Source organism: Mycobacterium persicum (assembly GCF_002086915.1).
Classification (GTDB): Bacteria; Actinomycetota; Actinomycetes; order Mycobacteriales; family Mycobacteriaceae; genus Mycobacterium; species Mycobacterium persicum.
This window is the reverse complement of the sequence record NZ_MWQA01000001.1, coordinates 4,451,611-4,478,117: the sequence shown is the minus strand read 5'-3', so window position 1 is coordinate 4,478,117 and position 26,507 is coordinate 4,451,611. Positions and strand designations below refer to the sequence as shown.

At 68.0% G+C, this 26,507-nt stretch carries 25 protein-coding genes and 3 pseudogenes; 9 read left to right on the top strand and 19 right to left on the bottom strand.

Annotation, left to right across the window (positions count from 1 at the left end):
* The coding region (pdxS, locus tag B4U45_RS20470; protein ID WP_219859496.1) for a pyridoxal 5'-phosphate synthase lyase subunit PdxS at positions 1 to 702 on the bottom strand (702 nt) is incomplete at its 3' end.
* A gap of 384 nt (positions 703 to 1,086) precedes the next feature.
* Between pdxS and B4U45_RS20465 the strand changes: the two genes are divergently transcribed.
* The 3 genes and pseudogenes from B4U45_RS20465 to B4U45_RS30725 all read left to right on the top strand — a co-directional run.
* The gene (locus B4U45_RS20465) at positions 1,087 to 2,532 is read left to right on the top strand and encodes a PPE family protein (protein WP_420891065.1); all 1,446 of its coding nucleotides are present in this window, start codon (positions 1,087 to 1,089) and stop codon (positions 2,530 to 2,532) included.
* A 62-nt stretch (positions 2,533 to 2,594) separates the two neighbouring features.
* Positions 2,595 to 3,235: pseudogene (locus B4U45_RS30730) on the top strand (PPE family protein); the annotation flags it as partial.
* Positions 3,236 to 3,337: 102 nt separating this feature from the next.
* Positions 3,338 to 4,050 (top strand): annotated as a pseudogene (locus tag B4U45_RS30725) (PE-PPE domain-containing protein); the annotation flags it as partial.
* Positions 4,051 to 4,327: 277 nt separating this feature from the next.
* Here B4U45_RS30725 and B4U45_RS20450 read toward each other — a convergent pair.
* Genes B4U45_RS20450 through thrS form a run of 6 tightly spaced genes read right to left on the bottom strand, consistent with a single transcriptional unit; the run spans position 4,328 to position 10,871 of the window.
* Positions 4,328 to 5,389: an NUDIX hydrolase gene (locus B4U45_RS20450; RefSeq protein WP_075547552.1), complete on the bottom strand. Its 1,062-nt coding sequence runs from the start codon at positions 5,387 to 5,389 to the stop codon at positions 4,328 to 4,330.
* Entirely contained in the window at positions 5,389 to 6,525 is a 1,137-nt protein-coding gene (locus B4U45_RS20445; RefSeq protein ID WP_075547553.1) for a glycosyltransferase family 4 protein, read from the bottom strand. Before B4U45_RS20445 ends, B4U45_RS20450 begins: the two co-directional genes overlap by 1 nt.
* 32 nt (positions 6,526 to 6,557) lie before the next feature.
* A complete protein-coding gene (locus B4U45_RS20440; protein ID WP_075547554.1) occupies positions 6,558 to 7,508 on the bottom strand; it encodes a phosphatidylinositol mannoside acyltransferase in 951 nt (316 codons plus the stop codon).
* The gene (pgsA, locus tag B4U45_RS20435) at positions 7,505 to 8,203 is read right to left on the bottom strand and encodes a phosphatidylinositol phosphate synthase (protein ID WP_075547555.1); all 699 of its coding nucleotides are present in this window, start codon (positions 8,201 to 8,203) and stop codon (positions 7,505 to 7,507) included. The genes B4U45_RS20440 and pgsA overlap by 4 nt, the downstream gene beginning before the upstream one ends.
* A 15-nt stretch (positions 8,204 to 8,218) precedes the next feature.
* Positions 8,219 to 8,791 carry an ATP adenylyltransferase gene (locus B4U45_RS20430; RefSeq protein WP_075547556.1) on the bottom strand — a complete coding sequence of 191 codons (573 nt, stop codon included), beginning with the start codon at positions 8,789 to 8,791 and terminating at the stop codon, positions 8,219 to 8,221.
* Complete coding sequence (thrS, locus tag B4U45_RS20425) at positions 8,784 to 10,871, bottom strand: threonine--tRNA ligase (RefSeq protein ID WP_075547603.1); 2,088 nt, start codon at positions 10,869 to 10,871, stop codon at positions 8,784 to 8,786. The genes B4U45_RS20430 and thrS overlap by 8 nt, the downstream gene beginning before the upstream one ends.
* 107 nt (positions 10,872 to 10,978) lie before the next feature.
* Between thrS and B4U45_RS20420 the strand changes: the two genes are divergently transcribed.
* The gene (locus tag B4U45_RS20420) at positions 10,979 to 12,565 is read left to right on the top strand and encodes an MmgE/PrpD family protein (RefSeq protein WP_219859495.1); all 1,587 of its coding nucleotides are present in this window, start codon (positions 10,979 to 10,981) and stop codon (positions 12,563 to 12,565) included.
* Here B4U45_RS20420 and B4U45_RS20415 read toward each other — a convergent pair.
* The 3 genes from B4U45_RS20415 to B4U45_RS20405 all read right to left on the bottom strand — a co-directional run bounded on the left by B4U45_RS20415 (position 12,562) and on the right by B4U45_RS20405 (position 16,165).
* On the bottom strand, positions 12,562 to 13,185 hold the full coding sequence (locus B4U45_RS20415) for a PaaI family thioesterase (protein WP_075547558.1): 624 nt from the start codon (positions 13,183 to 13,185) through the stop codon (positions 12,562 to 12,564). The genes B4U45_RS20420 and B4U45_RS20415 overlap by 4 nt on opposite strands.
* Positions 13,186 to 13,262: 77 nt before the next feature.
* Entirely contained in the window at positions 13,263 to 15,116 is a 1,854-nt protein-coding gene (locus tag B4U45_RS20410) for a PE family protein (protein WP_122526428.1), read from the bottom strand.
* Positions 15,117 to 15,280: 164 nt separating this feature from the next.
* Positions 15,281 to 16,165 (bottom strand): aldo/keto reductase, encoded by an 885-nt coding sequence (locus tag B4U45_RS20405; protein ID WP_075547560.1) that lies wholly within the window; start codon positions 16,163 to 16,165, stop codon positions 15,281 to 15,283.
* A 54-nt stretch (positions 16,166 to 16,219) separates the two neighbouring features.
* On the opposite strand from B4U45_RS20405, the gene B4U45_RS20400 reads away from it, so the two are divergent.
* Positions 16,220 to 16,723: a DUF1990 family protein gene (locus B4U45_RS20400; protein WP_075547561.1), complete on the top strand. Its 504-nt coding sequence runs from the start codon at positions 16,220 to 16,222 to the stop codon at positions 16,721 to 16,723.
* An 8-nt stretch (positions 16,724 to 16,731) separates the two neighbouring features.
* On the opposite strand, the gene B4U45_RS20395 is transcribed toward B4U45_RS20400, so the two are convergent.
* Positions 16,732 to 17,187: an Rv2617c family stress response/phage resistance protein gene (locus tag B4U45_RS20395; protein ID WP_075547562.1), complete on the bottom strand. Its 456-nt coding sequence runs from the start codon at positions 17,185 to 17,187 to the stop codon at positions 16,732 to 16,734.
* An 87-nt stretch (positions 17,188 to 17,274) separates the two neighbouring features.
* Here B4U45_RS20395 and B4U45_RS20390 point away from each other — a divergent pair, with 87 nt between their 5' ends.
* On the top strand, positions 17,275 to 17,970 hold the full coding sequence (locus B4U45_RS20390) for a helix-turn-helix transcriptional regulator (RefSeq protein ID WP_075547563.1): 696 nt from the start codon (positions 17,275 to 17,277) through the stop codon (positions 17,968 to 17,970).
* On the opposite strand, the gene B4U45_RS20385 is transcribed toward B4U45_RS20390, so the two are convergent.
* Genes B4U45_RS20385 through fdxA form a run of 5 tightly spaced genes read right to left on the bottom strand, consistent with a single transcriptional unit; the run spans position 17,965 to position 20,708 of the window.
* The gene (locus B4U45_RS20385; RefSeq protein ID WP_099288381.1) at positions 17,965 to 18,912 is read right to left on the bottom strand and encodes an NAD(P)H-dependent flavin oxidoreductase; all 948 of its coding nucleotides are present in this window, start codon (positions 18,910 to 18,912) and stop codon (positions 17,965 to 17,967) included. The two genes, B4U45_RS20390 and B4U45_RS20385, sit on opposite strands and share 6 nt — an antisense overlap.
* Positions 18,913 to 18,914: 2 nt before the next feature.
* Positions 18,915 to 19,259, bottom strand: a complete 345-nt coding sequence (locus B4U45_RS20380; protein ID WP_075547565.1) for a cupin domain-containing protein — start codon at positions 19,257 to 19,259, stop codon at positions 18,915 to 18,917.
* A 12-nt stretch (positions 19,260 to 19,271) separates the two neighbouring features.
* Complete coding sequence (locus B4U45_RS20375) at positions 19,272 to 19,697, bottom strand: hypothetical protein (protein ID WP_075547566.1); 426 nt, start codon at positions 19,695 to 19,697, stop codon at positions 19,272 to 19,274.
* Entirely contained in the window at positions 19,694 to 20,359 is a 666-nt protein-coding gene (locus tag B4U45_RS20370; RefSeq protein WP_075547567.1) for a helix-turn-helix transcriptional regulator, read from the bottom strand. Before B4U45_RS20370 ends, B4U45_RS20375 begins: the two co-directional genes overlap by 4 nt.
* A complete protein-coding gene (gene fdxA / locus B4U45_RS20365; protein WP_075547568.1) occupies positions 20,352 to 20,708 on the bottom strand; it encodes a ferredoxin in 357 nt (118 codons plus the stop codon). The genes B4U45_RS20370 and fdxA overlap by 8 nt, the downstream gene beginning before the upstream one ends.
* 53 nt (positions 20,709 to 20,761) lie before the next feature.
* On the opposite strand from fdxA, the gene B4U45_RS20360 reads away from it, so the two are divergent.
* From B4U45_RS20360 to B4U45_RS20350, 3 genes are all read left to right on the top strand, one after another.
* Entirely contained in the window at positions 20,762 to 21,358 is a 597-nt protein-coding gene (locus tag B4U45_RS20360) for a DUF2249 domain-containing protein (RefSeq protein WP_075547569.1), read from the top strand.
* Positions 21,358 to 22,191: a class I SAM-dependent methyltransferase gene (locus B4U45_RS20355; RefSeq protein ID WP_075547570.1), complete on the top strand. Its 834-nt coding sequence runs from the start codon at positions 21,358 to 21,360 to the stop codon at positions 22,189 to 22,191. The genes B4U45_RS20360 and B4U45_RS20355 overlap by 1 nt, the downstream gene beginning before the upstream one ends.
* 83 nt (positions 22,192 to 22,274) lie before the next feature.
* Complete coding sequence (locus B4U45_RS20350) at positions 22,275 to 23,168, top strand: universal stress protein (RefSeq protein WP_075547571.1); 894 nt, start codon at positions 22,275 to 22,277, stop codon at positions 23,166 to 23,168.
* 14 nt (positions 23,169 to 23,182) lie between these two features.
* Here the strand turns inward: B4U45_RS20350 and B4U45_RS29960 are convergent.
* The 3 genes and pseudogenes from B4U45_RS29960 to B4U45_RS20330 all read right to left on the bottom strand — a co-directional run bounded on the left by B4U45_RS29960 (position 23,183) and on the right by B4U45_RS20330 (position 26,499).
* A pseudogene (locus B4U45_RS29960) lies at positions 23,183 to 24,466 on the bottom strand (PE family protein).
* Positions 24,467 to 24,485: 19 nt separating this feature from the next.
* Positions 24,486 to 25,280 carry a universal stress protein gene (locus B4U45_RS20335; protein WP_075547572.1) on the bottom strand — a complete coding sequence of 265 codons (795 nt, stop codon included), beginning with the start codon at positions 25,278 to 25,280 and terminating at the stop codon, positions 24,486 to 24,488.
* Between the two features lie 64 nt (positions 25,281 to 25,344).
* Positions 25,345 to 26,499: a site-2 protease family protein gene (locus tag B4U45_RS20330; RefSeq protein ID WP_083154318.1), complete on the bottom strand. Its 1,155-nt coding sequence runs from the start codon at positions 26,497 to 26,499 to the stop codon at positions 25,345 to 25,347.
* Between the last annotated feature and the right edge of the window lie 8 nt (positions 26,500 to 26,507).

Below are 26,507 nucleotides of genomic sequence, written 5' to 3'. Positions count from 1 at the left end.
CGCATCGGCCGGGGTGGCGATCCCGCCGGCGGTGAACAGCGTCACCGGCAGCTTGCCGGCGCGGGCCACCTCGGCGACGAGTTCGTAGGGCGCCTGCAACTCCTTTGCCGCCACATACAATTCGTCCTCCGACAACGACGTCAGCCGACGGATTTCGCCGCTGATGGCCCGCATGTGGGTGGTGGCATTGGAGACATCGCCGGTGCCGGCCTCGCCTTTGGAGCGGATCATGGCCGCGCCCTCGCCGATCCGGCGCAGCGCCTCACCGAGATTGGTCGCCCCACACACGAACGGCACGGTGAACTTCCACTTGTCGATGTGATGGGTGTAATCGGCCGGAGTCAGCACCTCCGACTCGTCGATGTAGTCCACGCCCAGGCTCTGCAGGATCTGCGCCTCCACGAAATGACCGATGCGCACCTTGGCCATCACCGGGATGGTCACCGCGGCGATGATGCCCTCGATCATTTCGGGGTCGCTCATCCGCGACACCCCGCCGTGAGCGCGGATGTCGGCGGGCACCCGCTCCAACGCCATCACCGCGACCGCGCCCGCGCCCTCGGCGATGCGCGCCTGCTCCGCGGTGACGACGTCCATAATCACGCCGCCCTTGAGCATCTCGGCCATACCACGCTTGACCCGCGCCGTACCGGCCTGGCCGGTGGCCGACCCGGATGGCGGGGCCCCGTTCGAGGTGTCCACTCGCTTCTTCTCTCCTTCGATGCGGGCACCAGTCTAGTGGTGAGCGAAAACCGGGTTTTTCGGCTCCGCGCGGCGCTGCGGGCGGGGGTCATGGCCGCGTTCAGACGGTAAACCAATCGGGCCGCAACCCTTTTGAGCCCCAACGTCGTTGGGCGCCGACGAAATTTGCCGAAGGCCCGGCGAGCGCGCCCACGCTGTCATACAGTAATTGACGTCCTTTCGGGCAGGACCGCTATTCCATTGGGTTTTCACTCGCCCGTGCACGGCGACGGCCGGCGTACGAAAGTCCGCGGCCAGCCACATCGCACGGCAGCTGAGAGCGCCGCGAAGGAAACGCGTGTCATGAACTTCACCGTGCTACCGCCGGAGATCAACTCCGCGCGGATGTACGCCGGCGCCGGTCCGGCGCCGATGCTGGCGGCCGCGGCCGCCTGGGACGGGCTGGCCGCCGACCTGCAGGCCTCGGCGGCCTCCTTCGAGTCGGTCGCCTCGGGTCTGGCGGCATCCTGGCAGGGCGCCGCGTCGACCGCGATGACGGCCGCGGCCACACCATATTTGGCCTGGCTGAGCGCGGCCGCGCAGCATGCCGAGCAGACGGCCGGGCAGGCCCGGGTGGCCGCGAGCACGTTCGAGGCCGCACTGACGGCCACGGTGCACCCGGCGATGGTCGCGGTCAACCGGACCGGGCTGGTGTCGCTGATCGCGTCGAACCTGCTGGGCCAGAACGCCCCGGCGATCGCGGCCACCGAGGCCGAATACGAGCAGATGTGGGCCCAGAATGTGGCCGCCATGTCCGGTTACTACTCCAATGCGTCGGCACTGGCCAACCGGCTGACTCCGTGGCAGCAGCTGCTGGGCGGCCCGTCGACACCCGGCGCGGCAGGCCCGGTGGCGATGGCGCCGGGCACGGCGCTCGTCATGGGCACCGCGTTGCTGCAGCCGACGTCGAGCTATGTAAGCCGCATCGACCAGTTGTTCCTCGCCCCGATCCACCCGGGCTACCTCGCCCAAGGCCTGTACACCCCGGAGCAGTACTGGCCGCTCACGGGTCTGACGAGTCTGACCGTCGGCCAGTCCATGGTGCAGAGCGCGAAAGTGCTCAACGACGCGATCATGGCGCAGAACGGCAGCCCCACCGTGGTATTCGGCTACTCGCAGAGCGCCTCGGTTGCCACCCTGGAAATGCAGCACCTGCTGACCCTGCCCGCCGACCAACGGCCCACCGCTGACCAGCTGTCATTTGTGTTGGCCGCCAACCCCAACCGGCCCAACGGCGGATTCCTCGAGCGCTTCCACGGTCTGTACCTCCCGATTCTGGATCTGCCGTTCTTCGGCGCCACCCCGGCCAACGCCTACCCGACCACCGATTACGCGATTCAATACGACTTCCAGGCCGACTTCCCGCAGTACCCGCTCAACCTGCTCGCCGACGCCAACGCCGTCGCCGGCCAGTTCTACATCCACTCCAGCTATCCGGACCTCACGCCCGCTCAGATCGCTACCGGTGTGGTGCAGCCCGTGTCGCCGGCGGACACCATGACCAAGTACATCCTGATCCCCACCCATGATCTGCCGCTGCTCAACCCGCTGCGCGCGATCCCCATCCTGGGAAACCCGCTGGCCGACCTGGTGCAGCCGGATCTGCGGGTGCTCGTGGAGTTGGGTTATGACCGCACCGCCTATCAGGATGTCCCCACCCCGGCCGGCCTGTTCCCGCAATTCGACCCGCTTACCGTTGCCGGCCAACTGGTCGAGGGGGCCGGGCAGGGCCTGCACGCCGCCATGGCCGACCTGGGTTTGCCGCCGCCGCGATTCCCGCAACTGTCCTGACCCGGCGGATTTCGTCGACGCAACGCATTTGATCGTCCACACGGGCAAATACCCGCGAGAGCTCGGCGGCCACCTCGTTCGAGGCGTTGACCGCGGGGCTGGCGGGCGGGACGTGGTTGGGTGCGGCGTCGGCGGCGATGCTGGGCGCGGCAGCGCCCTATGCCGCGTGGTTGCAAGCGACGGCTGCTGACGCCGAGCAGGCGGCCGCTCAGGCCCGATCAGCGGTGTGCGCGTTCGAGGCGGCGCAGCCGCCACCGTGCATCCCGGGATCATCTCAGTCAATCGGTCTCAGTTGCTGTCGCTGGTGATGTCCAATCTGTTCGGCCAAAACGCGCCGGCGATCGCACTCGCCGAGGCCGAATATGAGCAGATGTGGGCGCAGGATGTGACCGCCATGCTGGGCTACCACCTGAGCGCCTCGGCAGCTGTCGCGCAGTTACCGCCATGGCAGGAACTGCCGCAACGATTGGCGGATACGGCCGACAGCGCCATTGCCAGCTGGCAGCTCCCGAACATCAACATCGGCACTGGGAACACCGGCAACGTCAACATCGGCAACGGCAACCTTGGCAGCTTCAACCTCGGCTTTGACAACGTGGGGAATTTCAACGCGGGTTGGAACAACTATGTCAACGCGAACATCGGCACCCGCAACGTCGGCCAATTCAACATCGGCTTCGAAGACACCGGCGACGCGAACGTCGGCATCTGGAACGTCGGCGAGCGCAATATCGGCCTCGTCAACGTCGGCGAGGGCTGGATCGGCTACGCGAACCCCCAAAACGGCGACGTCGGCGTCACCAGCGTGCTCGAAAGGCTGGGGGTCGGCGGCGTGGTGGTGACCCTGGGCGGGACGGCGTTCAGTCCGCTGCCCCGAATCTTCTACACCGCGGCCGTTTCGGACCTGTTCATCCACCCCGTCGACCCCGCCTTCACCGGATACGCCGCCAACTTCCTGGTAACGCCGTCGAAGCTGTGGCCGTTAACCGGTCTGGGCAGCTTAAGTCTCGACCAGTCGGTGGCCCAGGGCGTCGCGAACCTGAACTCGACGATCATGACGCAATTCGCCTTGGGGCAAAAGACCGCCATTCTGGGCTACTCGCAAGGCGCCGTGATCGTCGGCGAAGAACTGCGCCATCCCGCGACCTTGCCGGCCGACCAACGGCCGGCCTTGAGCGATCTGTCGTTCGTGCTGATCGGTTCCCGCTTCCCGGGAGTGCATATACCGATCGCGGACTTTACGTTCTTTCCCGCGACGCCGGCGAATGTCTATCCGACCACCGTTTACTCACTCGAATACGGTGGATCAGCGATTTTCCGCAGTACCCGATCAATATCCTGGCAGACGTCAACGCCGTCGCCGGCGCCTTGATTCTGCACTCCCAATTCCCGGCGCTCACGCCCGAATGGGTTGTCACGGGTGTGGTTCAGCCGGTGACACCGGGGTCACTGACCACCTACATCACGATCCCCGTCCAGGATCTGCCGATGCTGGCTCCGGTGCGCGCCATCCCCTTCGTCGGAGAACCGCTGGCCGACTTGATCCAGCCCAACTTGAAGGTCCTGGTGAACTGGGGCCGCGGCAACCTCGAACACGGTTACAGGCAGGGGCCGGCCGACGTTCCCACCCCGGCCGGGCTGTTCCCGGGCATCAGCGTGTTCGACGTGGCCGCGGCGCTGCAGCGCGGCACCGTGCAAGGCATCAACGACGCACTGGCCGATGTGGGGCTGCGACCGCTGTCATCGTGGTTGCCGCGGCTCCCCCTGAGATCGGCCCGGCGAGACCCCGCACCGATCAGCGAATGGACTGCGGCACAACGGTATTGCGCACAGCGTCGCCCGACGCATCCGCCAGCCGGTTGGCTTCGGGCAGCAGCTCGCCGAGCTGCAACGGGTACACCTGCTCGCCGGCGGCCACCAACCGCGCGATGTCGGTGGCGTCACACCAGCGGGCGCCGTGAATGTAGCGGCGCTCCAGCTCGGTTCGGCCCTCGATGGACGGCTCGAACCGCCGCGTGCGGTACACCAGGTAGAACTCTTCACTGTCGAGCAGCGAGCCGTTGAACTCAAAAACGTCGTGGCGTCGCCAGACGGGGCCGACCAAGTCGGCCGGCTCGACCTGCAGACCGGTTTCCTCGGCCAGCTCCCGCGCAGCCGCCGCAGCCAGCTGCTCCCCGGTGCGCACCTCACCGCCGACGGTGAACCACCACCGAGGCACCGCGGGGCCTTCGGATTCCCTGGCCGCCGGGTCCGAACCGTGCAGCAACAGCACCGCACCGGTCTCGTCGAGCAGCACCACGCGCGCCGAGGTGCGTCGGATCAGGTCACCGTGGTCGGCCCGGTCGCCGTGGGCCAGCGCGTGGGAACGCTCCGCGATTTCGAAATACGTTGGCAGCGGCGCTCTTCCACCGAGCCGGAAAGCCCGCACCATGCGCCGTTCGCGCAGCACCAGGGTGTCGCGCACCGCGTCGTTGTGGAATCTGCGAGCCAGCACCACCCGGGCTTCGGCGTCGGCCAACTCGGCAGCCAGCGCCGTCGGCAGCGACGCCGGGTCGACCACCGCCAGTGCAGCGGAGAGCTCATTTTCCGCGGCCTCGCGCGCCTGCCGCGCGGCGCGCTCGGCCGCGTCGGCCAGGTCCGCCAACCGCCTGCCCTCGGCCGCATCACCGTAGGCCTCGATAGCGACCGCACGCGCCACCACCGCGCGCCGCGCCAGCGCACCGTCGAGCGCCTGCCAGGACAGGTCGTAGCGGACGTGCAGCCGGTCCAGCCGGTTGGCGCGCTGATAACCCCAGGCGCCGAATGCCACCAGCACCACGAACAGCATCGCGACGACGGCGGCGAGCAGCCACATCATCAGCTGGCGACCTGCACCTTGACGCCGGCCCCGGCGACCGTCTCGTAGACCCGCATGATCTGGCTGGCCACCACCGACCAGTCGTACCGACGAACCGCGTCAGCGCCGGCGGCGACGTACCGGCGACGCAGCGCGTCGTCGTCGAGCACCCGGATCAGCGCATCGGCCAGCGCCGCGGCCTGTGAATCCGGGGGGTCGACCGGGACCAGACATCCCAATTCGCCGTCTCGCAGCACCCGCCGGAAGGCGTCCAGATCGCTGGCGACCACCGGGGTACCGGCGGCCATCGCCTCGACCAGGACGATGCCGAAACTCTCGCCGCCGGTATTGGGGGCGCAGTACACGTCGGCGCTACGCATCGCCGAGGCCTTGCCGGCGTCGTCGACCTGGCCAAGAAAGCGGAGGTAGCGCGTCAATCCGCCCGCCTGGCTGCGCAACTGGTCCTCGTCGCCGCGGCCGACGATCAGCAGCTGCAACTCCGGAAAACGCTGCACAACGGCAGGCAACGCGGCCAGCAGCACGGCCATGCCTTTGCGCGGCTCGTCGTAGCGGCCCAGGAACAGCACCGTCTTGCCCGGCCGCGGATATCCGTCCAACGGCGCTGCGGAGGCGAAGAACGCCACGTCCACGCCATTGGGGATCTCCACCGCGTCCGAGCCCAGCGCCTCCATCTGCCAGCGCCGGGCCAGATCCGACACCGCGATCCGGCCGACGATCTTCTCGTGCATCGGCCGCAGGATGCCCTGAAACACCGTCAGGGTCAGCGACTTGGTGGTCGACGTGTGAAACGTCGCCACGATCGGGCCTTCCGCGATGTTCAGGGCCAGCATCGACAAACTCGGGGCGTTCGGCTCGTGCAGGTGCAAGACGTCGAAATCGCCTTCGGACAGCCACTTCTTGACCTTGCGGTGGGTCGCCGGGCCGAAGCGGAGCCGTGCCACCGACCCGTTGTACGGAATCGGAACTGCCTTGCCACCGGAGACGACATAGTCGGGCAGCGCCGCATGTGGTGATGCCGGCGCAAGCACGCTGACCTCGTGCCCGCGGGCGCGCATCACTTCCGCGAGCTGCAACACATGCGACTGCACGCCACCCGCCACGTCGAACGAGTAGGGACAGACCATCCCGATGCGCATCAGGCTTTCCTCAATTGGGCCTCAATTGGGCCTCAATTGTGCCTCAGCCGGGTCCGCCGGGCCTCCGACAGATCAGCCAGCCACTGCGGTTGCAGCATGTGCCAGTCAGCGGGGTGCTCGGCGATGTTGGCCGCGAACCGGTCGGCCAACGCCTGGATGATGGTGCCGACATCGCCGCTGGTGCAGTCCAGGGCCGGATACACCCGAAAACCCCAACTATTGGGTTCGAACCAGCAGTGCGCCGGCAATAACGCCGCTCCGGTCTCGATGGCCAGCTTGGCCGGCCCCGCGGGCATCCGGGTGGGTTCACCGAAGAAGTCCACCTGGACGCCGTTGCGGGTCAGGTCGCGCTCGGCCATCAGGCAGACCACCCGGTTGGCCCGCAACCGGTCGCACAACACCTCGAACGGCGGTTTGGCGCCGCCGGACAGCGGGAGCACCTCGAACCCCAGGCGTTCCCGGTACTCAATAAAACGCCGATACAACGACTCGGGTTTGAGTCGTTCCGCGACGGTGGTGAACGTGCCATACGTCTGCGCCAGCCACATGCCGGCCATATCCCAGTTTCCGCTGTGCGGCAAAGCCACCACAACACCGCGGCGCGCGGCCAGCGCGGCATCCAGATGGTCGAGACCCTGGAACGAGTTGTCGATCTGTCGAGCCACCTTGCGGTGGTTCATCGTCGGCAACCGGAACGCCTCGCGCCAGTAGCGGGCGTAGGACTCCAGCGAAGCACGCATCAAGGCGTCCGGGACGTCGGCGGGCCGCACCCCGATGACCCGGGCCAGATTCTTGCGCAGTTGCTCGGGCCCGCCACGGCGAGCCGCGTAGTGCGCCCCGGCATCGAAGACGTTGCGAGCGGCGAACTCCGGCATCGCGCGCACGACCCGCCAGCCTGCCGCATAGGCCCAGTCGGTCGCATGACCGGTCAACAGGCGACGCGGGCTCCCGCGGAATTGCACGCCGGCCGGGGTGGCGGTCACTGCTGCGTCTTTCCGGGGCTGCCCGGTTTCGGGTGACCTTGCGTTTGCGTCCCACCGCCCGATGGCGGTATGCGGTCGGTGGCCCCGGGCGAAGTCCAGACCGTGTGCAACCGCTGACCCAGGGTGATCACGCTGGCCACGGCCAGCACCCACATGGCCACCGGCAACGCCGGCGGCCACGCGATGAACGGAAAATCCGATACTCCCGCACCTACGAGCACGATGATCAACCGCTCCGGGCGTTCGATGATGCCGCCGTCGCCGCGCAGGCCGCTGGCTTCGGCCCGCGCCTTGACGTAGGAGATCACTTGCGAGGTGACCAGACAAACCAGCGTCGCCACCACCAGCAGCCGGTCACGCATGCCGAACGCGATCCACCACAGCAGACCGCTGAACACCGCGCCGTCACTGATGCGGTCGCAGGCGGCGTCCAGCACCGCGCCGAATCGGGTGCCACCGCCGCGTTGCCGGGCCATGGCCCCGTCCAACATGTCGAAAAGCACGAAGAACCAGACCACACACGCACCGGGAAACAGCCTGCCCATCGGGAAAAGAACCAGCGCACCGGCCACCGAAGCCGTGGTCCCGATGATGGTGACGGCATCGGGCGTCAGGCCGATCCACAACAGCGCCCGGGCCAGCGGATCGGTGATCCGCGCAAAGGCCGCCCGGGACAGAAACGGCACCTTACTCATGCGCGCCGCTCCTGCTCACGGCTGCCTGACCCATTCGGTGGCCAGCAACCGGCGGGTGTCGCGCAGCAACTGCGGAATCACCTTGGAGCCGCCGATGATGGTGATGAAGTTCGCGTCGCCGCCCCACCGCGGGACCACGTGCACGTGCAGATGCTCGGCCAGCGAGCCGCCCGCCGACGTGCCCAGGTTCAGGCCGACGTTGAAGCCGTGTGGCCGCGACACCTTCTTGATGACGCGAATCGCCTTCTGGGTGAACGCCATCAGCTCCGCGCTCTCCCGCTCGGTCAGGTCCTCGAGCTCCGAAACCCGACGGTAAGGCACCACCATCAGGTGCCCCGGGTTGTATGGATAGAGGTTGAGCACGGCGTAGACGAGTTCGCCGCGGGCCACCACCAGACCTTCCTCGTCGGATAGCAGCGGGATTTCGGTGAACGGCTGCGAGCGCTCGGCCTCGGGGCGCTTCATCGGCGCTTCGGCGAGGTAGTTCATCCGGTAGGGCGTCCACAGCCGCTCTAGGTGGTCGCGCTGACCGACGCCCCGATCCAAGATCGTGCTGTCCTCGCGGTCAGCGTGCTGCTCGTCACCCACCGCTGCCCACTTTCACCAGTTCAGCTGTCGGAGCAGCGTTTTCGCGGGTTGCGAGCCACTCCACGATCGCCGCCACCGCCGCGTCCCGCGGCACGCCGTTGAGTTGGGTGCGGTCGCCGAACCGGAAGCTGACCGCGCCGGCCTGCACGTCGCGGTCACCGGCCAGCAGCATGAACGGCACCTTCTGGTTGGTGTGATGCACGATCTTCTTGGCCATCCGGTCGTCGCTGCCATCCACCTCGACCCGTACCCCGTACGACTTCAGCTGTGCCGCAACATCTTCCAGATATGTCAGGTGCTCGTCGGCGACCGGGATGCCGACCACCTGAACCGGCGCCAGCCACGCCGGGAACGCCCCCGCGTAGTGCTCGGTGAGGATGCCGAAGAACCGCTCGATCGACCCGAACAGCGCGCGGTGGATCATCACCGGGCGCTGCCGCGCACCATCTTTGGCGGTGTATTCCAGCTCGAAGCGCTCCGGGAAGTTGAAGTCGAGCTGGATCGTCGACATCTGCCACGTGCGGCCCAACGCATCCTTGACTTGCACCGAGATCTTGGGGCCGTAGAACGCGGCGCCGCCCGGGTCCGGCACCAGATCCAGGCCGGATTCGGCACCCACCTCGGCCAGCACGTTGGTGGCTTCCTCCCAGACCTCATCGGATCCGACGAACTTGTCCGGGTCCTTGGTGGACAGTTCCAGATAGAAGTCGGTCAGACCGTAGTCGCCGAGCAGGTCGAGGATGAACCGCAGCAATGAGCGCAACTCGTCGCGCATCTGGTCACGGGTGCAGAAGATGTGCGCGTCGTCCATGGTCAGCCCGCGCACCCGGGTCAACCCGTGCACCACGCCGGACTTCTCGTAGCGGTACACCGTGCCGAACTCGAAGAGCCGCAACGGCAGTTCACGATAGGACCGGCCGCGCGCCCGGAAGATCAGGCAGTGCATCGGGCAGTTCATCGGCTTGAGGTAGTAGTCCTGGCCGGGTTTGCGCACCGAGCCGTCCGGGTTGTGTTCCGCGTCGATATGCATCGGGGGGAACATGCCGTCGGCGTACCAGTCCAGGTGTCCGGAGGTGTGGAACAGCTGGGCCTTGGTGATGTGCGGGCTGTTGACGAATTGGTAGCCGGCCTCGGTGTGCTTGCGCCGCGAGTAGTCCTCCAGCTCGCGACGCACGATGCCCCCCTTGGGGTGGAAAACCGCTAAGCCGGAACCGATTTCGTCGGGGAAGCTGAACAGGTCCAGCTCGACCCCCAGCTTGCGGTGATCGCGCCGTTGCGCCTCCTCGATGAGCTCCAGGTGTCGGTCGAGCGCCTCCTGTGACTCCCACGCGGTGCCGTAAATCCGTTGCAGGCTGGCGTTTCTCTGGTCACCGCGCCAGTAGGCCGCCGAACTCCGGGTCAGCTTGAAGGCCGGGATGTGTTTGGTGGTCGGGATATGGGGTCCGCGGCACAAGTCACTCCAAACACGTTGCCGGGTGCGGGGATTGAGGTTGTCGTAAGCAGTGAGCTCGTCATTACTACCTGGGGGGCCGACCTCCATGATGTCTGGGTCCCCGGATTTGTCGTCGACGAGTTCGAGCTTGTAGGGCTCGTTGGCCAGCTCCGCGCGGGCCTGGTCCTTAGACGCATAGACCCGTCGGTCGAATAGCTGTCCCTCCTTGACGATCTGGCGCATCCGCTTTTCCAGCGCCGCCAGATCCTCGGGCGTGAACGGCTCGGCCACGTCGAAGTCGTAGTAGAAGCCGTCGGTGATGGGCGGGCCGATGCCCAGTTTGGCTTGCGGGAACAGGCCCTGGACGGCCTGAGCCAGCACATGGGCGGCCGAGTGCCGGATCACACTGCGGCCTTCTTCGGTGTTGGCCGGCACCGGCATCACCTCGACGTCGACATCGGGCACCCAGCCCAGGTCGCGCAGCTTGCCCTCGGCGTCGCGCACCACCACGATCGCGTCGGGCGTGCCCCGCCTGGGCAACCCCGCCTCGCTGACCGCGGCCGCCGCGGTGGTCCCGGCCGGAACCCGGATCGGGTGCCGCGGGTCGCCGCCGTCGGCTCCGGGGACGGGGTGTGCGGGGGGGCTCATCGGGTGGTCTCCAAGGCTGGGGCGTGTCGGAACGAACGCGACCATGCTATCGGTGTGCCCGACCACGCGGATTGACCCGTCGATCGATGCGCGCCTACCGTGCGATCGTGGTGACGACCATCGAACGGTTGGCCGCATGGGTCGCTGACCTTCGTCTCGACGACGTCCCGGACGCGGTGGTCGACCTCTGCCGCGCCCAACGCCGATCCGTGTTCGCCGCCGTGGCCGCTTCGACCGGCGACGTCGCATCCCGGCGGGTGCTCGCGGGCGTCGAAACCTGGGCCGGGGACGGCCCGGTTCTCGTGCCAGGGCTGCCCCGCTCGGTCGCCGTCGACGCTGCCCTGTATGCGGCGGCCGCGTTGTCGATCGCGCTCGATTTCGACGACTATGTGTGCTTCGCTCACGCCGGCCACTCCGCCGTGCTGGTGCCGGTAGTGCTGGCCGCCGAGACCGGCGCCTCGGCGGCCGAGCAACTCACCGCCCAGATTGCGGCTAACGAACTCGAGGCCCGGTTGGGCGGCGCCTGCCTGCTCGGACCGCTCAATGGTCAGCTGTGGTCGTTCGTGCACGCCGCCGGATCGGCGGTCGCCGCAGGACGCCTGCTCGGGCTGGACACCGGCCGGCTGGCGCATGCCCTGGCGCTTGCCCTTTACCAAGCTCCGCGCGCCACGGTGCCCGGGTTCATGGCGCCCGACTCGAAGTTACTGACGGCGGCCGAGCCGACTCTGGCCGGGATGCGGGCCGCCCGACTCGCTGCCCGCGGCGTCACCGGTCCGCTGGATGCCCTGGACCATCCGCAGGGCTTTTTCGATGCGTTCTGCTATGCGCCGCTGCCCGCGCTTCTCGGCGGCCTTGGCTCCGGATGGGCGACCCGGACGATGAGCATCAAGCGCTACCCGGGGTGCGCCTATGTTGATACAACCGTCGATGCGCTGCTTGAACTCGGGCCGCCGCCGGCCGCCGACGTCGCGTCGGTCGTCGTCGAGGCGGGCGGGCTGACGGGCGGGATGGACGCCATGTCGCACGGGGACACGGCCGTCCGGATGCCCACGCCGGTGACCATCAACTTCTCGATCCCGTGGACCGTCGCGGTCACGCTGGTCGCCGGCCGGCTCACGCCCGTCGAGGTCAACGAGGAGTGGCTGGCCACCCACCACCGCGAGCTCGCCGAGGTGGCCGACCGGGTGTCGGTGCGCCACGACTGGTCCCTTACCCTGCGCACGGCCGAGGCGATGGCGCCGCTGCTTCCGGTGCGTGCGATCACGGCCGGCACGCCAACCCGCCGGCTGCTCGCCGCGGTTCGACGAACTCGCCGCGGGCACAAGGGGATTCGTGTTGGTGTCGGCGACGGCATGGCCGTGCTGCGCGCCCTGCGAGCGCGCGGGATCGGTGCCGCCGGCCGCGCCGCGACCGGACCGCCGTGGGCGCCGGCGGCACTCGACGCGTTCACGATGACGTTTCCGGCGCGAGTGCGGGTGAGGTTGCGCGACGGCCGCGAGCTGGTGGCCGAACGCGACATTCCCCACGGCGGAGCCGGGAACATGAGAACCAGTCCGGACGAGGTCAGCCGCGAGAAACTCTCCGCTTGTGGACCTGCGGTGTGGGACTCGCGGGGCACCGAGAACATCGTCGAGGCGATCGACTCCGACGCCGCCGGCTTGTGGCGCCTGCTGGGAACTAAGGCTGAGAACTAAGGCTGCCCGGGCTTGAGCCGCACAAACAACGCGTCGGCCTCGGTCAGCACGGTGTCGCCGTCGGTCAACCGGCCGGAGACGAAGATCTTGCGCCCGTCGACCCGGTCGACTCCCGCGTCGACCTGCAACTTTGTTTCGATGGGCACGATATTGCGGTAGTTGATCGTGAGGTAGGCCGTGCGTTGCCGGGTGCTGCCGGTGAGCACCGACGCCGTCAAACCCAGGACGGTGTCGAAAAGCAACCCGAGCGCCCCGCCGTGCACGGCGGCGTTGCGGCCCAGGTGAAATCGGGCGAATCGGGCCCAGCCGTGGATCCGGCCGTCGTCGGTCTTACGCGCCGACATCGGCACGGTCAGGATGTTGCCGCGCACGAACAGGTCCATCCGCCGGCCCGACGGCGAGTGCCATTCGTCGGCGTCGAACGGCGTCAGCAGTGCCGACACCTTCTCCAGCAGGTCGGCGGCCTCGGTGATCACGTCGTCGGGGGCATCGGCGGCCCGGGCATGGTCTTGCAGCTTGCGCACCGCGTCGATGAACCGGCCGTAGTCGGGCCCACCCTTGGTGGTCGGTTCGGGGGGATTGAATCCGCCGCCCGGGTGTCGTTGATGCTGACCTGCCATCACAACACCGTATTAGGACCGTATTAGGACGGTATCAGGTTGCACGGTACGTGCCGGCCCGCGTGGTGAGCCCTGGTTTAACCCGGTTGGCCAGACAGGCCGTCAGCACCGATGCTGCCGTCGGCGCCATCGCCTCCGTTCTGGGTGGTTCCGGTCCCGCCCGTACCGCCGGCGCCCAGCCCGCCGCCGCTGCCACCGGCGCCGCCGGCACCGCCACCGCCAGCGGAGCCGTTGACGCCCGCTTGGCCGATCAGCAACCCTCCCGACCCGCCGAGTCCGCCGATACCGGTGCCGCCGCCGTTGCCTCCGGTGCCACCCGCGCCGCCGTCGCCGCCAGTGCCTCCGGATCCGCCAGCGCCGAAAGCGCCATTGTTTGGGGTCACGCCGGCGCCGTCACCACCGGTGCCGCCGACACCTCCCTGACCACCGGTGCCGCCGGCACCACCCTGGCCGCCGGTGCCGGCGACGCCGCCGGCACCGCCGTTGCCGAACAGCAGCCCACTGCGACCACCGTTGCCACCCGAGCCGCCGCCACCGCCGGTACCGCCGGTGCCGCCGAGCCCACCGTCCCCGCCTCCACCGCCGGTGCCGCCGGTGGCATTGCGGTTCGTGCTGGCTTCGGCAGATCCGCCGTCACCGCCACTGCCGCCCGAACCGCCCGAGGCGCCAGCACCGCCGGTGCCCCCTATGCCGCCGCTGCCGCCGACTCCGCCGTTGCCGATTAGCAATCCACCGTGCCCGCCGTTACCACCAGCGCCACCGGTGCCGCCGGTACCGCCGGCGGCGCCAGTGCCGCCGCCACCGGCCAAGCCACCGCTACCGCCGCTGGCGGCTCCGTCAGCAAAGCTTCTACCCAATCCGCCTTCGCCGCCGGCGCCACCGGCGCCGCCGGCGGCAATGCCAATGGTCCCGTTGCCGCCGTCTCCCCCCACCGCGGCACCGGAGGTGGTGATGGCGTTCCCCCCCAAGCCGCCGGCGCCGCCGATTCCACCGACACCCCCGGTGCCACCGTTGCCGCCGATGGCGTTTCCGGTGCCGCCAAAGACGAACGCGAGTCCGCCACTCCCGCCCGTGCCACCGACGGCCGCAAACGCGCCATCCGCGCCCGATTGACCGCTACCACCGGTCACATCACCGCTGGCGTTGAACAGGAAGTCCGGGGTGCCGTCGGTGCCTTGCCCGGCTATGCCGTTGACAGCCGGATTGACGCCGTTAGCCCCGGTGAGGCCGGTGCCGCCCTGCCCGCCGGCGCCGCCGTCGCCGAATAGGGTGGCATGGCCGCCCATGCCGCCCTGGCCGGGGGTGCCGCCGTTGATGTTTGGCGCCGCGGCGCCGCCCATCCCGCCAGCGCCGCCGTTCCCGACCAACCACCCGCCCATGCCGCCGTTGCCGCCACCCGCTCCGGCCCCACCCTTTCCGCCGGCGCCACCGTTGCCGATCAGCCCCGCGCTGCCGCCGTTGCCGCCGGCCTGTCCCGGCAGACCGTTCCCGCCATTGCCGCCGTTGCCGTACAACAAGCCTCCCGGGCCGCCTGCCTGACCAGGCCCGCCATTGGCGCCGTCACCGATGAGCGGCCGGCCCAGCAGCGCTTGGGTCGGCGTGTTGACGGCGCCCAGAACACCCTGCTGCAGGCTCTGCAACGGAGATGCGTTGGCAGCCTCTGCGTTGGCATACGCACCAGCCGCGGCACTCAAGGCCTGCACCAACCGGGTATGAAACGCGACCGCCTCGGCACTAGCGGCCTGATAAGCCTCAGCGTGCCCTGAGAACAACGCCGCGATGGCCGCCGACACCTCATCGGCCCCCGCGGCCAGCAACGCGGTCGTCGGGGCGGCCGCGGCCACGTTGGCCGTTCGAAGTGCCGCGCTGATACCGCCCAGCTCCGTTGCCGCCGCGGCAACGGTTTCCGGTGTTGCTATGACATACGACATCCCAGCCTCCGCTGAATCGGCACAATTTGGCCTGAGGATGCTACGCCGAAAGTCCTGACGACGACTCGATTTCTTAAACGTTCCAAACAGATTGAACAGAATTCGGCGGTCGACTTCGGTCTCGATTTCGCCCGCCTACCGCGGAATACGGTGCACAGCCCGAGTCAGGCGTTCTGCTCGCCGATGGCCGCCAGCAGCTCGAATTCGTCGTCGCTCAGCGGGATTTGGGCCGCGGCGACGTTCTCCTCCAGATGCGCCACGCTCGAGGTGCCCGGAATCGGCAACATCACCGGTGACCGTTTCAGCAGCCAGGCCAGCGCCAGCTGCGACGGTGTCGCATGATGCTCGGCCGCGATCTGCCGCAGCGGGCCATCAGCGGCGGCCAGCGGACCCGACGCCAGCGGAAACCATGGAATGAAGCCGACGCCGTGCCGGGTGGCGAAATCCACGAGTGGTTCGGCGCCCCGCGAGGCCAGGTTGTACATGTTCTGCACCGACACGATTTCGGTGATCTGCCGGGCCGCCTTGAGTTGGTCCACATCGACCTCGGACAGGCCGATATGACGGATCTTGCCTTCGTTCTTCAGCGCGAGCAGTTCGCCGACTTGATCTTCCAGGGGAACGTGGCGGTCGATGCGATGCAGCTGGAACAGGTCAATGGTGTCGACGCCCAGACGCCGCAGGCTCATCTCACACTCCTGGCGCAGATAGCTCGGGTTACCCAACGGAATCCACACCCCCGGCCCGGTCCGCAGCAACCCGGCCTTGGTGGCGATCACCAGGCCGGAGTAGGGATGCAGCGCCTCGCGGATGATCTCCTCGGACACGTAAGGGCCGTAGGAATCGGCGGTGTCGATGAAATTCACGCCCAGTTCGACGGCGCGCCGCAACACCCGGACGCATTCGGCCCGGTCGGCTGGTGGCCCCCACACGCCCTCACCGGTCAGGCGCATCGCACCGAACCCGAGCCGGTTGACCGTCAAGTCACCGCCGAGGGTGAATGTTCCGGATGCTGCTGCCAAAGGTTTCGAGGTTTGTGTGGTCACCATTCCGACCGTACGCCGCCAACCCGGCGCCGCAATCCGTCGTGGCAAGCTGGGTGTGTGGACCTGGATGCGCTCGCCGACCTTCAGCTGACCTATCCCGAAGTGGGCGCGACCGCGGCCGCGCAGTTGCCGCCGGGCTACGATCACCTCAGCATGTCGGCCCAGATCGGTTCTGGCCGTGCGCGTTTCGAGGAGGCCGCCGATGCCGTCATGCGCTGGGGCATGCAGCGCGGAGCCGGCCTGGGCGTTGCGGCGAGTTCCGACGTCGCGGTGGTTTCGGCGATCGTGGTGGTCAAGATGATGGGTCTGCTGCGCGCGCCCTGCCGCGTCGTGTACATCATCGACGAACCCGACACCCGCGGATTCGCCTACGGCACGCTGCCGGGTCACCCGGAGTCCGGTGAGGAACGGTTCGCCGTGCGCTACGACGCGAACACCTCCGCGGTATACGCGGAGGTGTCGGCGTTCTCCCGGCCCGGGACCTGGTGGAGCAAGCTCGGCGGGCCGGTCGTTTCGGTGGTCCAGCGCATCATCGCCAAACGCTACCTGCGCGGGGTGTGACGGGTCGGTCAACGGCGCCCGATGCTACCCCGGTGCACACCCTGGGCCAGCCGGGCCAGGGCGACAGCGCCGGCCAGCAAACCGAAGTCCCGCAGTGCTACGTCGTAGAACCCGGGACCGGTGACCAGGTCGAGGATGATCCCGGCCAGCCAGGCCGCCACCACCCAGGCACCGAAGCGCGGCACCACCGCAACCAGCACACCGGCGGCGATCTCGATCACGCCCACCAGGTACATGCACTGGTCGGGGGTACCGGGCACCAGGTTGTCGATCCAACCGGCCAGGTACATGCTCCAGTGATGCGGGTGGGTCAGCAGGTTGAAGAACTTGTCCAACCCGAACACGATGGGCGCCACCGTGAACACGGTTCGAAGCAGCAAGTACGCCGAATACGCCGGGTCCTTCAACTGGTCGGCCAGGGCGGGCGCGCCGGCTCCTGGTTGGGTGGCTTGTCTGGTACTCATGACCCCTCCATTTCTATAGGACAGTATTTTGTACGTTAGAGCGTGTAAGCTGTACCGTCAAGTGTTTTGTCTCTTAGAAACAGACCGATGACGGACTCACTCGAACGCAACGCCGCCGGGATCGGCGCACTGGCCGACCCGGTGCGCCATCGGCTGTACGAGTACGTGTGCTCACAACCGGGACCGGTGAGCCGCGACCAGGCGGCGGACGCCCTGGGAATCGCCCACCACCAGGCCAAATTCCACCTCGACCGACTCACCGCCGAGGGCCTGCTGGAGACCGACTACGCACGTGTGACGGGCCGCTCCGGCCCGGGTGCGGGACGGACCGCCAAGCTGTACCGCAGGGCTCCGCGCGATATCGCGGTCAGCCTTCCACAGCGGGAGTACGAGCTCGCGGGACGGCTGATGGCCGCGGCCATCGCCCGGTCGGCCGCCACCGGCGAATCCGCCGCCGAGGTGCTCAACCAGGTCGCCCACGACTACGGCCAGACGATCGGCGACGGCGTCGCCAAGCCCGCGGACGCCGCGGCGGCGCTCGAGGTGGCGTTGCGGGTGCTGCGCCGGCACGGCTACGAGCCCCGCCGCACCGATGGCGAAGTCGAGCTGGCGAACTGCCCGTTCCATGCGCTGGCCCAGGAGCAGACGGAGCTGGCCTGCACCATGAACCACGCGCTGATCACCGGGGTGTCCGACGCCCTGGCGCCGTACGGCCCCGACGCCCGGCTGGATCCCGGGCCGCAAAGGTGTTGCGTCGTGCTCAAGCGCCGGTCGAACCTATGAGCCCCAGCGAACGAGCAAACTCTCCGCCGCCAAGCACATCGGTCCGATAACCTCGGCCACCGACGCGCCGTCACCGATCATCCCGACGCCCTGCCCCGCATCGACGGGCGCCACCCGCGGGTCTTCGGCAGCGACCGCGGCGGCTAACCGCGCCCGGGCATCCGGGTCAGCGGCCAGCTCATCCTCCCGGCCCGTCCACTGCGCGACGAAGTCGTTGGCCAACACCCGCGAGGGGTACCGCTCCGGCCAGGGCAGGCCGGCGGCAACGTCGAAGACCCGGCTGACCCGGGTGTCGGTTTCGCGTGCCGCGATCAGGGCCCGACGGCTGCCCTCACCGGTCAGCGCCTCGGGGCACGCCGCCAGCCGGGTGCCCACCCAGGCCCCGCTGGCACCGGCGGCCAGCACCGCGGCCAGGCTCCGGGCCGAGGCAATGCCGCCGCCGGCCAGCACCGGCACCGACACGGCTTCCAGAACGGCGTCCAGCAACGGCAGCGTGCCCAGCCGTACCTCGCCGTGGCCGCCCCCCTCGGCCCCGCGCGCGACCACGATGTCAACCCCGGCGTCAACCGCGCGACGTGCTCCAGCAGCGTCGTAAACCTGTGTGGCCGTGACGATTCCGACGTCGTGCGCCTTGCCCACCCAGGACCAGTCGGTACCGAAGCTGACCGACAACAGCGCCGGCCGCGCGGCCAGCGCGTCATCCAGAAGGCCAACCTCGGCACGCATCACCCAGTCGACCAGCCCGATCCCGAACCTGCCGGTCACCTGCCGCAGCTGTTCGGCCAGCGACGCCCTGGTCGCTGTGCTACCCATGCCGATCATGCCCAGACCGCCGGCAGCGGTGACCGCGGCGGCCAAACGACCGCCGGCCACCCCGCCCATGGGCGCGTTGACGATGGGCACCCGCAGGCCGAAGCCCCGGGACCAGGGCGTAAAGAGCACGCTTAGTGGGCGCCGGGCTGGTCTTTCAGCACGGTCAGCATGACCACCGAATCCTGCACCGCATGCAGGGCGTGCCGGGTGCGCGGAATCGCGACGTAATCGCCGCTCTTGCCGTCCCAGGCGTCGTCGGCGGTGGTGAGGCGCACGTGTCCCTGCAGCACCTGCAGCGTCGCCTCGCCGGGGCTGTCGTGTTCGGACAGGTCATGGTCGGCAAGCAGGGCCAGCACGGTCTGCCGCAGTTCGTGGGTGTGCCCGCCGTGGATGGTGTGCGCAGCCCGTCCACTGTGGGACTGTTTCGCCTCGGCCAGCTTTTCGGCGGCCAGCTCGGTCAGCGAAATGGATTCCATCGATGAGTCCTTTCAGCCGTTCAGTAGCAGTATCCCCGCCACCACCAGGGCGACCACCTTGACCACCTCAAAACCGACGTAGACGTAGTGGGCCCGGGAGCGAGGCCCCTCCTGGCCGGCCAGCACCCGGTCGGAGCGGCGGGTCAGGCGGGGACGCACGGCGATCAGTTGCAGGGCCAGCGCGGCCAGCGCGACCCCGAGGGCGACGCTGATGCCCACCGGCGTCGGCCCGGCCACCACCAGTGCCAGCAGGACCAGCGCGAATCCGACCTCGACGGTGTTGAGGGCACGAAAGACCAGACGGCCGATACCGAGGCCGATCTGCAGCGTCACATTGGGCGCCCGGAACTTCAGCGGGGCTTCCAGGAACGAGATGGCCAGCACCATGCCGAGCCACACGAAGGTAATGGCAACCTCGATCGCCGGTCCGCTGCTCACCTGGCGGCTCCTTTCAGCGAGAGGTGGGCCAGACACAGGTCCGGTTCGGCGAACGCGTCCAGCCGCTCGACACTGACCGGTGCCGCCCATGTTTCCAGAGCTCCCTGCATCAGCCCGAGGTGGATCGGGCAGACGACGCCGGATCGGGTTTCGGCGAGTTCCAGAAATGGGCAGTGGCGCAGGCCCAGCTGTTGTTTCCCGTCGGAAATCCGGCGCTCGGGAGCGAACCCCAGCTGATCGAGCACCCCGACCAGGTGGTCGATCGACTTCTCGGCGCTGCTGCCCGCCGGCGGCGCCTGCAGCCGCTGCCCCCAGGCGCGTCCGGCCGCGAGCGCCTTGGTACGTGAATCAGGCTCGGCGGCAAGCCCGTTGGAGAGGATCTCGGCGAGCAGCCGATAATGCCGGGTGCCGCCGCGATCCATCTGCTGGACCGCGGAGAACATCTGCGGCGGCCGTCCCGGACCGCGCGGGCCGGACTCGACGCGCTGCACCTGGCCGTCGGCGACCAGGGCGTCGAGGTGGAATCGCACGGTGTTGGGATGTACTTCCAGCGCGTCGGCAATGGCGACGATGCTCAGCGGGACGCGCGATGCCCGCAATACCCGCAGCACCGCGCGACGGCGTCCGGTCGGCTCCTGGACTGATCTGGCGATATTACTCACCTCCGGAATCGTCGACTCTGGGCTCGGCGGCCACCAGGGGAGTATCAACCCCTAGGGGCCCAATCTTGGCAGCCCCGCCCGGCGAACCCAGCGGTTCGTCCCGACCCGGCCGGGTTTCGGTGAAGAACGCCGCATTGTCGGCCCGGCAGGGTTGCAGCTCGGCCGGCAGGTCGTCCTCGTAATAAATGGCCTCCACCGGGCATACCGGTTCACAGGCGCCGCAGTCCACACATTCGTCCGGGTGGATATAGAGCGCGCGGCCGCCCTCGTAGATGCAATCGACCGGGCACTCCTCCACGCAGGCGCGGTCCATCACGTCGATGCATGGCTTTCCGATCACGTACGTCATGCGCTAGAGTTTACACAAATGTATTTGTAAAAACTATGGATGATGGGAAACCTATGGCCGACAACGAACTTGACGTGAGACAACTACGTAAACCAGACAAGCATCCGAGGATTTTCGCCAGCTACGCCGCACTGCCCACCGGCGGTTCGTTCGTTCTGGTCAACAACCACGACCCCAAGCATCTGCGCGCCGAGTTCGACACCGAACACCCCGGCAGCCACGGCTGGGAATACCTCGAAAAAGGTCCCGAGGTGTGGCGCATCCGGATCAGCAAGCTGACCACCACGCCACTGCCTCGGATCCTGGCCGACACCAACGATTACGCCGACCACGCCGACGTGACCGGAGCAGCATGGAAACTGGAGATCCGGGAGCGTGATCTGGACTCCAACATCGTCGCGCTGCCGCCCGACGGCGGAATCGGCATGCATACTGGACCCGATCTCGACGTCTTGGTCCATGTAGTGTCTGGCAGCGGCCGGCTGAACACCGAGGAGGGCACCATCAACCTGCATCCGGGCGCACTGCTCTGGCTGCCACGACGCTCGCGCCGGCAGTTCACTGCCGGCCCAGAGGGCTTGCGATATCTCACCGTGCATCAGCGGCGCCAGGCGCTGGCCTTGGAACCCGCTGCGCCCCAAGGCAGCTGATGGCGGACGAACCAGAAGGCTGCGAGCGGCCACTGCCCCAGTCGAATCGCGACGAGGATCATCTGCAGGGGCACTGGCTGCTGGCCCGGCTGGGCAAACGAGTGCTACGGCCTGGTGGCGTGGAGCTGACCCGCACCCTGCTGGCCCGCGCCGACGTCAGTGACGCCGACGTGCTCGAGCTGGCTCCGGGCCTGGGCCGGACCGCCGCCGAAATACTGGTCCGGCACCCGCGGTCGTACGTCGGCGCCGAAGGCGACCCCGATGCCGCCAACCTAGTTCGCGGGGTGCTACACGATCACGGAAACCCGGGCGACGTGCGGGTCACCGACGCCTCCGATACCGGATTACCCGACGCCAGCGTCGATGTGGTGATCGGCGAGGCGATGTTGACCATGCAGGGGGATGCCGCCAAGCATGCGATCGTCGCCGAAGCGGCGCGGGTGCTGCGCCCGCGGGGCCGCTACGCCATCCACGAGCTGGCCCTGACGCCCGACGACGTGCCCGACGACGTCAGCACCGAGGTCAGGCAGTCGCTGGCACGGGCGATCAAGGTCAACGCGCGTCCGCTCACCATTGCCGAATGGTCCCAGCTGCTGGCCGGACACGGCCTGGTTGTCGAGCACGTCGCGACCGCCCCGATGGCACTGTTGCAGCCGCGCCGGCTGATCGCCGACGAAGGCCTGTTCGGTGCGCTGCGCTTTGCCAAGAACGTCCTCACCCAACCGGCCGCGCGTAAGCGAGTGCTGGTGATGCGCAACACATTCCGCAAGCATCGGGAGCGGTTGGCCGCCGTGGCGATCATCGCCTCTAAACCCGCCACATCGAGCATCTGATCGCTGAAGGTCCGGGACTTATGCCCGCACGCTGGTGACAAACGGCTCTGACCCGGCCGGGAGGCCGCCGATAGCGTCGGGTCATGTCATCGCGCAACGCACCTCTGGGAATTGTCGTCGGCATCGACGAGTCACCATCCGCCCGGCTGGCGGTGCAGTGGGCGGCCCGCGATGCCGAGCTACGAAATATTCCACTCACATTGGTGCACGCAGTGTCCCCCGAAGTGTCGACCCGGCTGAAGATGCCCATGCCGGCGGGTCTGGCGCAATGGCAACAGGATCGTGGACGCCGACTGGTCGACGAGGCGCTCAAAGTCGTCGACGAAGCGACTCAGGGTGGAGGTCCCGCCGGCGTACACACCGAAATCCTGGGGTCGGCTGCCGTTCCCGCGTTGGTCGACCTGTCCAAAGACGCGGAAATGGTGGTCACGGGTTGCCTGGGCGGCCGACGATGGCCCGGCCGGCTGCTGGGCTCGGTCAGCTCCGCCGTGTTGCGCTACGCGCACTGTCCGGTCGTGATCGTCCACGACGACGACCCGTCGGCGGCGCACCGCGGTCAAGCGCCGGTACTGGTGGGCATCGACGGCTCGTCGGCCTCCGAACTGGCTACCGCGTTCGCATTCGACGAGGCCACACGCCGGCGCGTCGGGTTGGTGGGCCTGCATGCATGGAGCGATATCGACATCTCGGAGTGGCCCGGAATCGATTGGCCGGCAACACAATCGATGGCCGAACAGGTGCTGGCCGAGCGCTTGGCGGGTTGGCAGGAACAGTATCCGGATGTGGCGGTAACCCGGATCGTCGTGCAGGATCAGCCGGCGCGCCAGCTCGTCGACAAGTCCGGACAAGCCCAGCTGGTGGTCGTCGGCAGCCGGGGCCGCGGCGGGTTCGCCGGCATGTCGGTGGGCTCCGTCGGGGAAGCGGTCGCGCAGCTGGCACAGGTACCGGTGATCGTGGCACGCGAATCGCCCGATTAAGTCGGTTGGTCAATTCACGCCGGCGGAATCAGCTCCAGCACGTCCCCGACCGCACCACCCAGCACAGATAGCACTGTCACCGTCGGCTGACCCAGGAAGAAATTCACTCCCGGGTTGATGGACGGAAGATACGGGTAGGCGTTCGGCGTATAGGACTGTGGCAACAAACCAATATCCACCGACGGGCTTGGGGTCCTTGCACGGTCCCTGACGCCAGATAGGGAATGACGGTGAAGGGGTTGGGTACCGATAACAAACGCGGCAGGAGTCGGAATATCCGCATAGCTGAGCCCGGGCCCGTAGGACGAATAGCCCAAATCGACGAGCACCCGCACATTGGGCTGGAATATGTCGGCGATCGGAGGACCGATAAAGGGGATGTCACGAATCGGCTGCAGCAGCGGCAGATCTGAGTCAGGATCATGTAGTACTCGGTGTTGCCGGTATAGCCCGGAGACGTCGGCAACCGAACTGCGTTAGCAACCTGTGGGGACGTGAAGTCAGGATATTGGCCGTGGATGTAAAACGGGCCCATGAAGCCGTTGAGGGTCGACATGGCATTGAGTGGGTACTGCGGGGCATTCCCGATGCCATCGTATTGGGCCGTGTAAATGGTTGTCGGGTAAGGTGAATTCGGTGGTGTCGCACCGTTGAAAGGCACATCCAGAATGGGGATGTAGAAGCCCGGCAGACGCGCCAGGATCCCGCGGTTGGGGTTATTGGGGTTAGCCATCAGCATGAAGGACAGCCGGTCTTGATCGGGCGAACCCATCGCCATCAGAGCGCTTGTTTCATTGGTGGCCACCGTGGAGCTCTGCGAGTAACCGAAAACGAGGGCGCTATTTTCCGGGTTGCTCAATGTCGTATTGATCGCGTTGTTCAGCAGCGTCACACCCTCGGCGACTGATTGGCCGAAGGTGAGTTTGTCCCACGGCCAGAATTGCTCGGGTGTGTACACGGGTTGGTCGATGGCCCCCGAGAAGCTGGGCTGGATGTAGGCGGCGTTGACTCGGGATCGGCGCTGATTGCGTTAGCGCGTTCGACGGCCGAAACAGCAGGGCCGCGTTGGCGGCGTCCGCTTGCGCGTAAACGCTGCTCGCACCGGCCAGCGCCTGGACGAATTGGTTGTGAAACGCGGCGGCCTGCGCGACGACGGCCTGGTATTCCTGGCCATATGCGCCAACGAGTTGCGCGACAGCCGCCGATACCTCGTCACCCGCCGCCGGCAACACATGGGTTATCGGGCCCGCCCAGGCCCGTAATTCCCCTGTCCCGCAGCGCCCGGCGTGTGCGGCCAAGCCAGATCGGCCCGCGAGCTCAGTCGCGGACCACCAGCACCGAGCATTCCGGGTGCCGGAAAACGGGATGTCCCGACGGGCCAACCAGCCGCGCCAGCTGACCGGCCTCGGCCGCTCCGATCACGGCGAGCAGTACCCGCTCGCGGTGCTCGGCCAGGAAGCGCGCGATGCCCGCTTGGGTGGTGACCGGGTAGACCCGCACGTCGGGATGGCGCTGGTGCCAATCGTGCACCCGGCGTTCGAAGTCGCCGTCCGGGGTTTCGGTGAGTTCCTCCGGCCGCCCGCCCAGCGCGAGTATGGGTGCTTGCCGCAGCAGCGCTTCCCGGGCCGCCTGCTCGACGACGGCGTCGTTGTCAGGCGCGTCGGTCATGCGCACCACAATCCAGTTGATATCCGGCGGCGGCTGATCCGCATCCGATCGGATCACCGCGACCGGGCAGTGCGCTTTTTCGGCGAGCTCGGTTGCCGTCGAACCCAGAATCGAGCGAGCGTAGCGCCGCATCCCGGTGGATCCGACACAGACCAGTTCGGCATCGCGGGAGGCCTCGACGAGAACCGCCGCGGCCGGGCCGCGAGGGGTGTCGGTCTCGACCTTGACCTGCTTGCCAGTGGCCGCCACCGCGACTTGCGCTGTCAGCAAAGACGTTTCGGCATGCCGCAGGTCACCTTCGTAGTCTTCCGGGGAGGGATGCGTGGTCTTGATGACCGAGATCAGGCGTAGCGGCACGGCTGCGCTGCGGGCCTCGTCGGCACCCCATAAGGCGGCCGTGATCGCCGCCGGCGAACCGTCGACCCCGACAACGACCGGTTTCATGTCCGTTCTCCTCTGTCTTTATCCCGGCACCCTGTCGAATACCCCTGCGCGGCACTACTTCTCGTCACTTCTGGTCCCACTGGCTGGCCGGCTGGGGCTGGGCGAGCCGGTAGACGTCGACAAGCCGCGCGATGTCGCTGGCCGTGACGATGCCGACCACCGCGCCGGCGTCGACGACCAGGGCGCGGCTACGGGGGCCGGCCGGCGCCATCTGCTCGAGCAGCGCGCTCAGCGGCTCCCGGGGTGCCGCGGTCGGCACCTCCTGCAGTGGCACGGCGATGTCGCGCACGCTGGTGGTGCCGCGGCGGGCGGGTGGCAGCTCCCGCAACTGCCGTAGCGTGACCAAACCCATGATCGATCCGTCCTGCTCGGCAACCGGGTAGGCCGAGTGGCGGTCGCCGAGCACATAACGCTGGATGAATTCCTCGACGGTGATCCACCCGGGCGCGGTATGCGGCCGGGGGGTCATCGCGTCCGCGACCGTGACGCCGGCGAACAGCTGCCGGGTCGAAATCCGGGTTTCCTCCTCCCGAGCGGCGGCGAAGATGAACCAGCCGATGAAGGCCAACCAGACGCCGCCGACCAGGCCGCCGGCCACAAACTCGGCCAGGCCCAACGCGATCAAGACGAGCGCGACGACGCGTCCGGCGCGCGCCGCCCCGATTCCGGCGCGCACGATGTCGCCGTGACGGCGCCAGAGATAGGCCCGGACCAGCCGGCCGCCGTCCAGCGGCGCGCCCGGCAACAGATTGAACAGACCCAGCAGCAGATTGACCCCCGCCAGCCACCAGGCGACGCTGATCGCGATCGACGGGGTCCGTATGACGGTGAGCGCGACGGCCAGGGTGCCGAATGTCGCGGACAGCGCCAGGCTGGTGGCCGGGCCGGCGAACGCGATCCGGAACGCGGCCCTGGGTGTCTTGGCTTCACCGCCCAGCGTGGTCACTCCGCCGAACAGCCACAGGGTCACGTTCTCGACGGGTACCCCGCAACGGCGAGCGACGATGGCGTGCGCGAGTTCATGGGCCAGCAGCGACGCCAGCAGAACCGCTGCTCCACCCGCGCCGGCGAGCCAATATGCCACGGGCGCATAACCTTTGACCGTACCGGGCAATGTGGTGGCCAGGCTCCAGGTGAACAACCACAGGATGACCAGCACGCTCCAGTGGACCTTCACCGAAAACCCGGCGATCCGTCCCAGTGGGATCTCGTCGTGCACGTCGATAA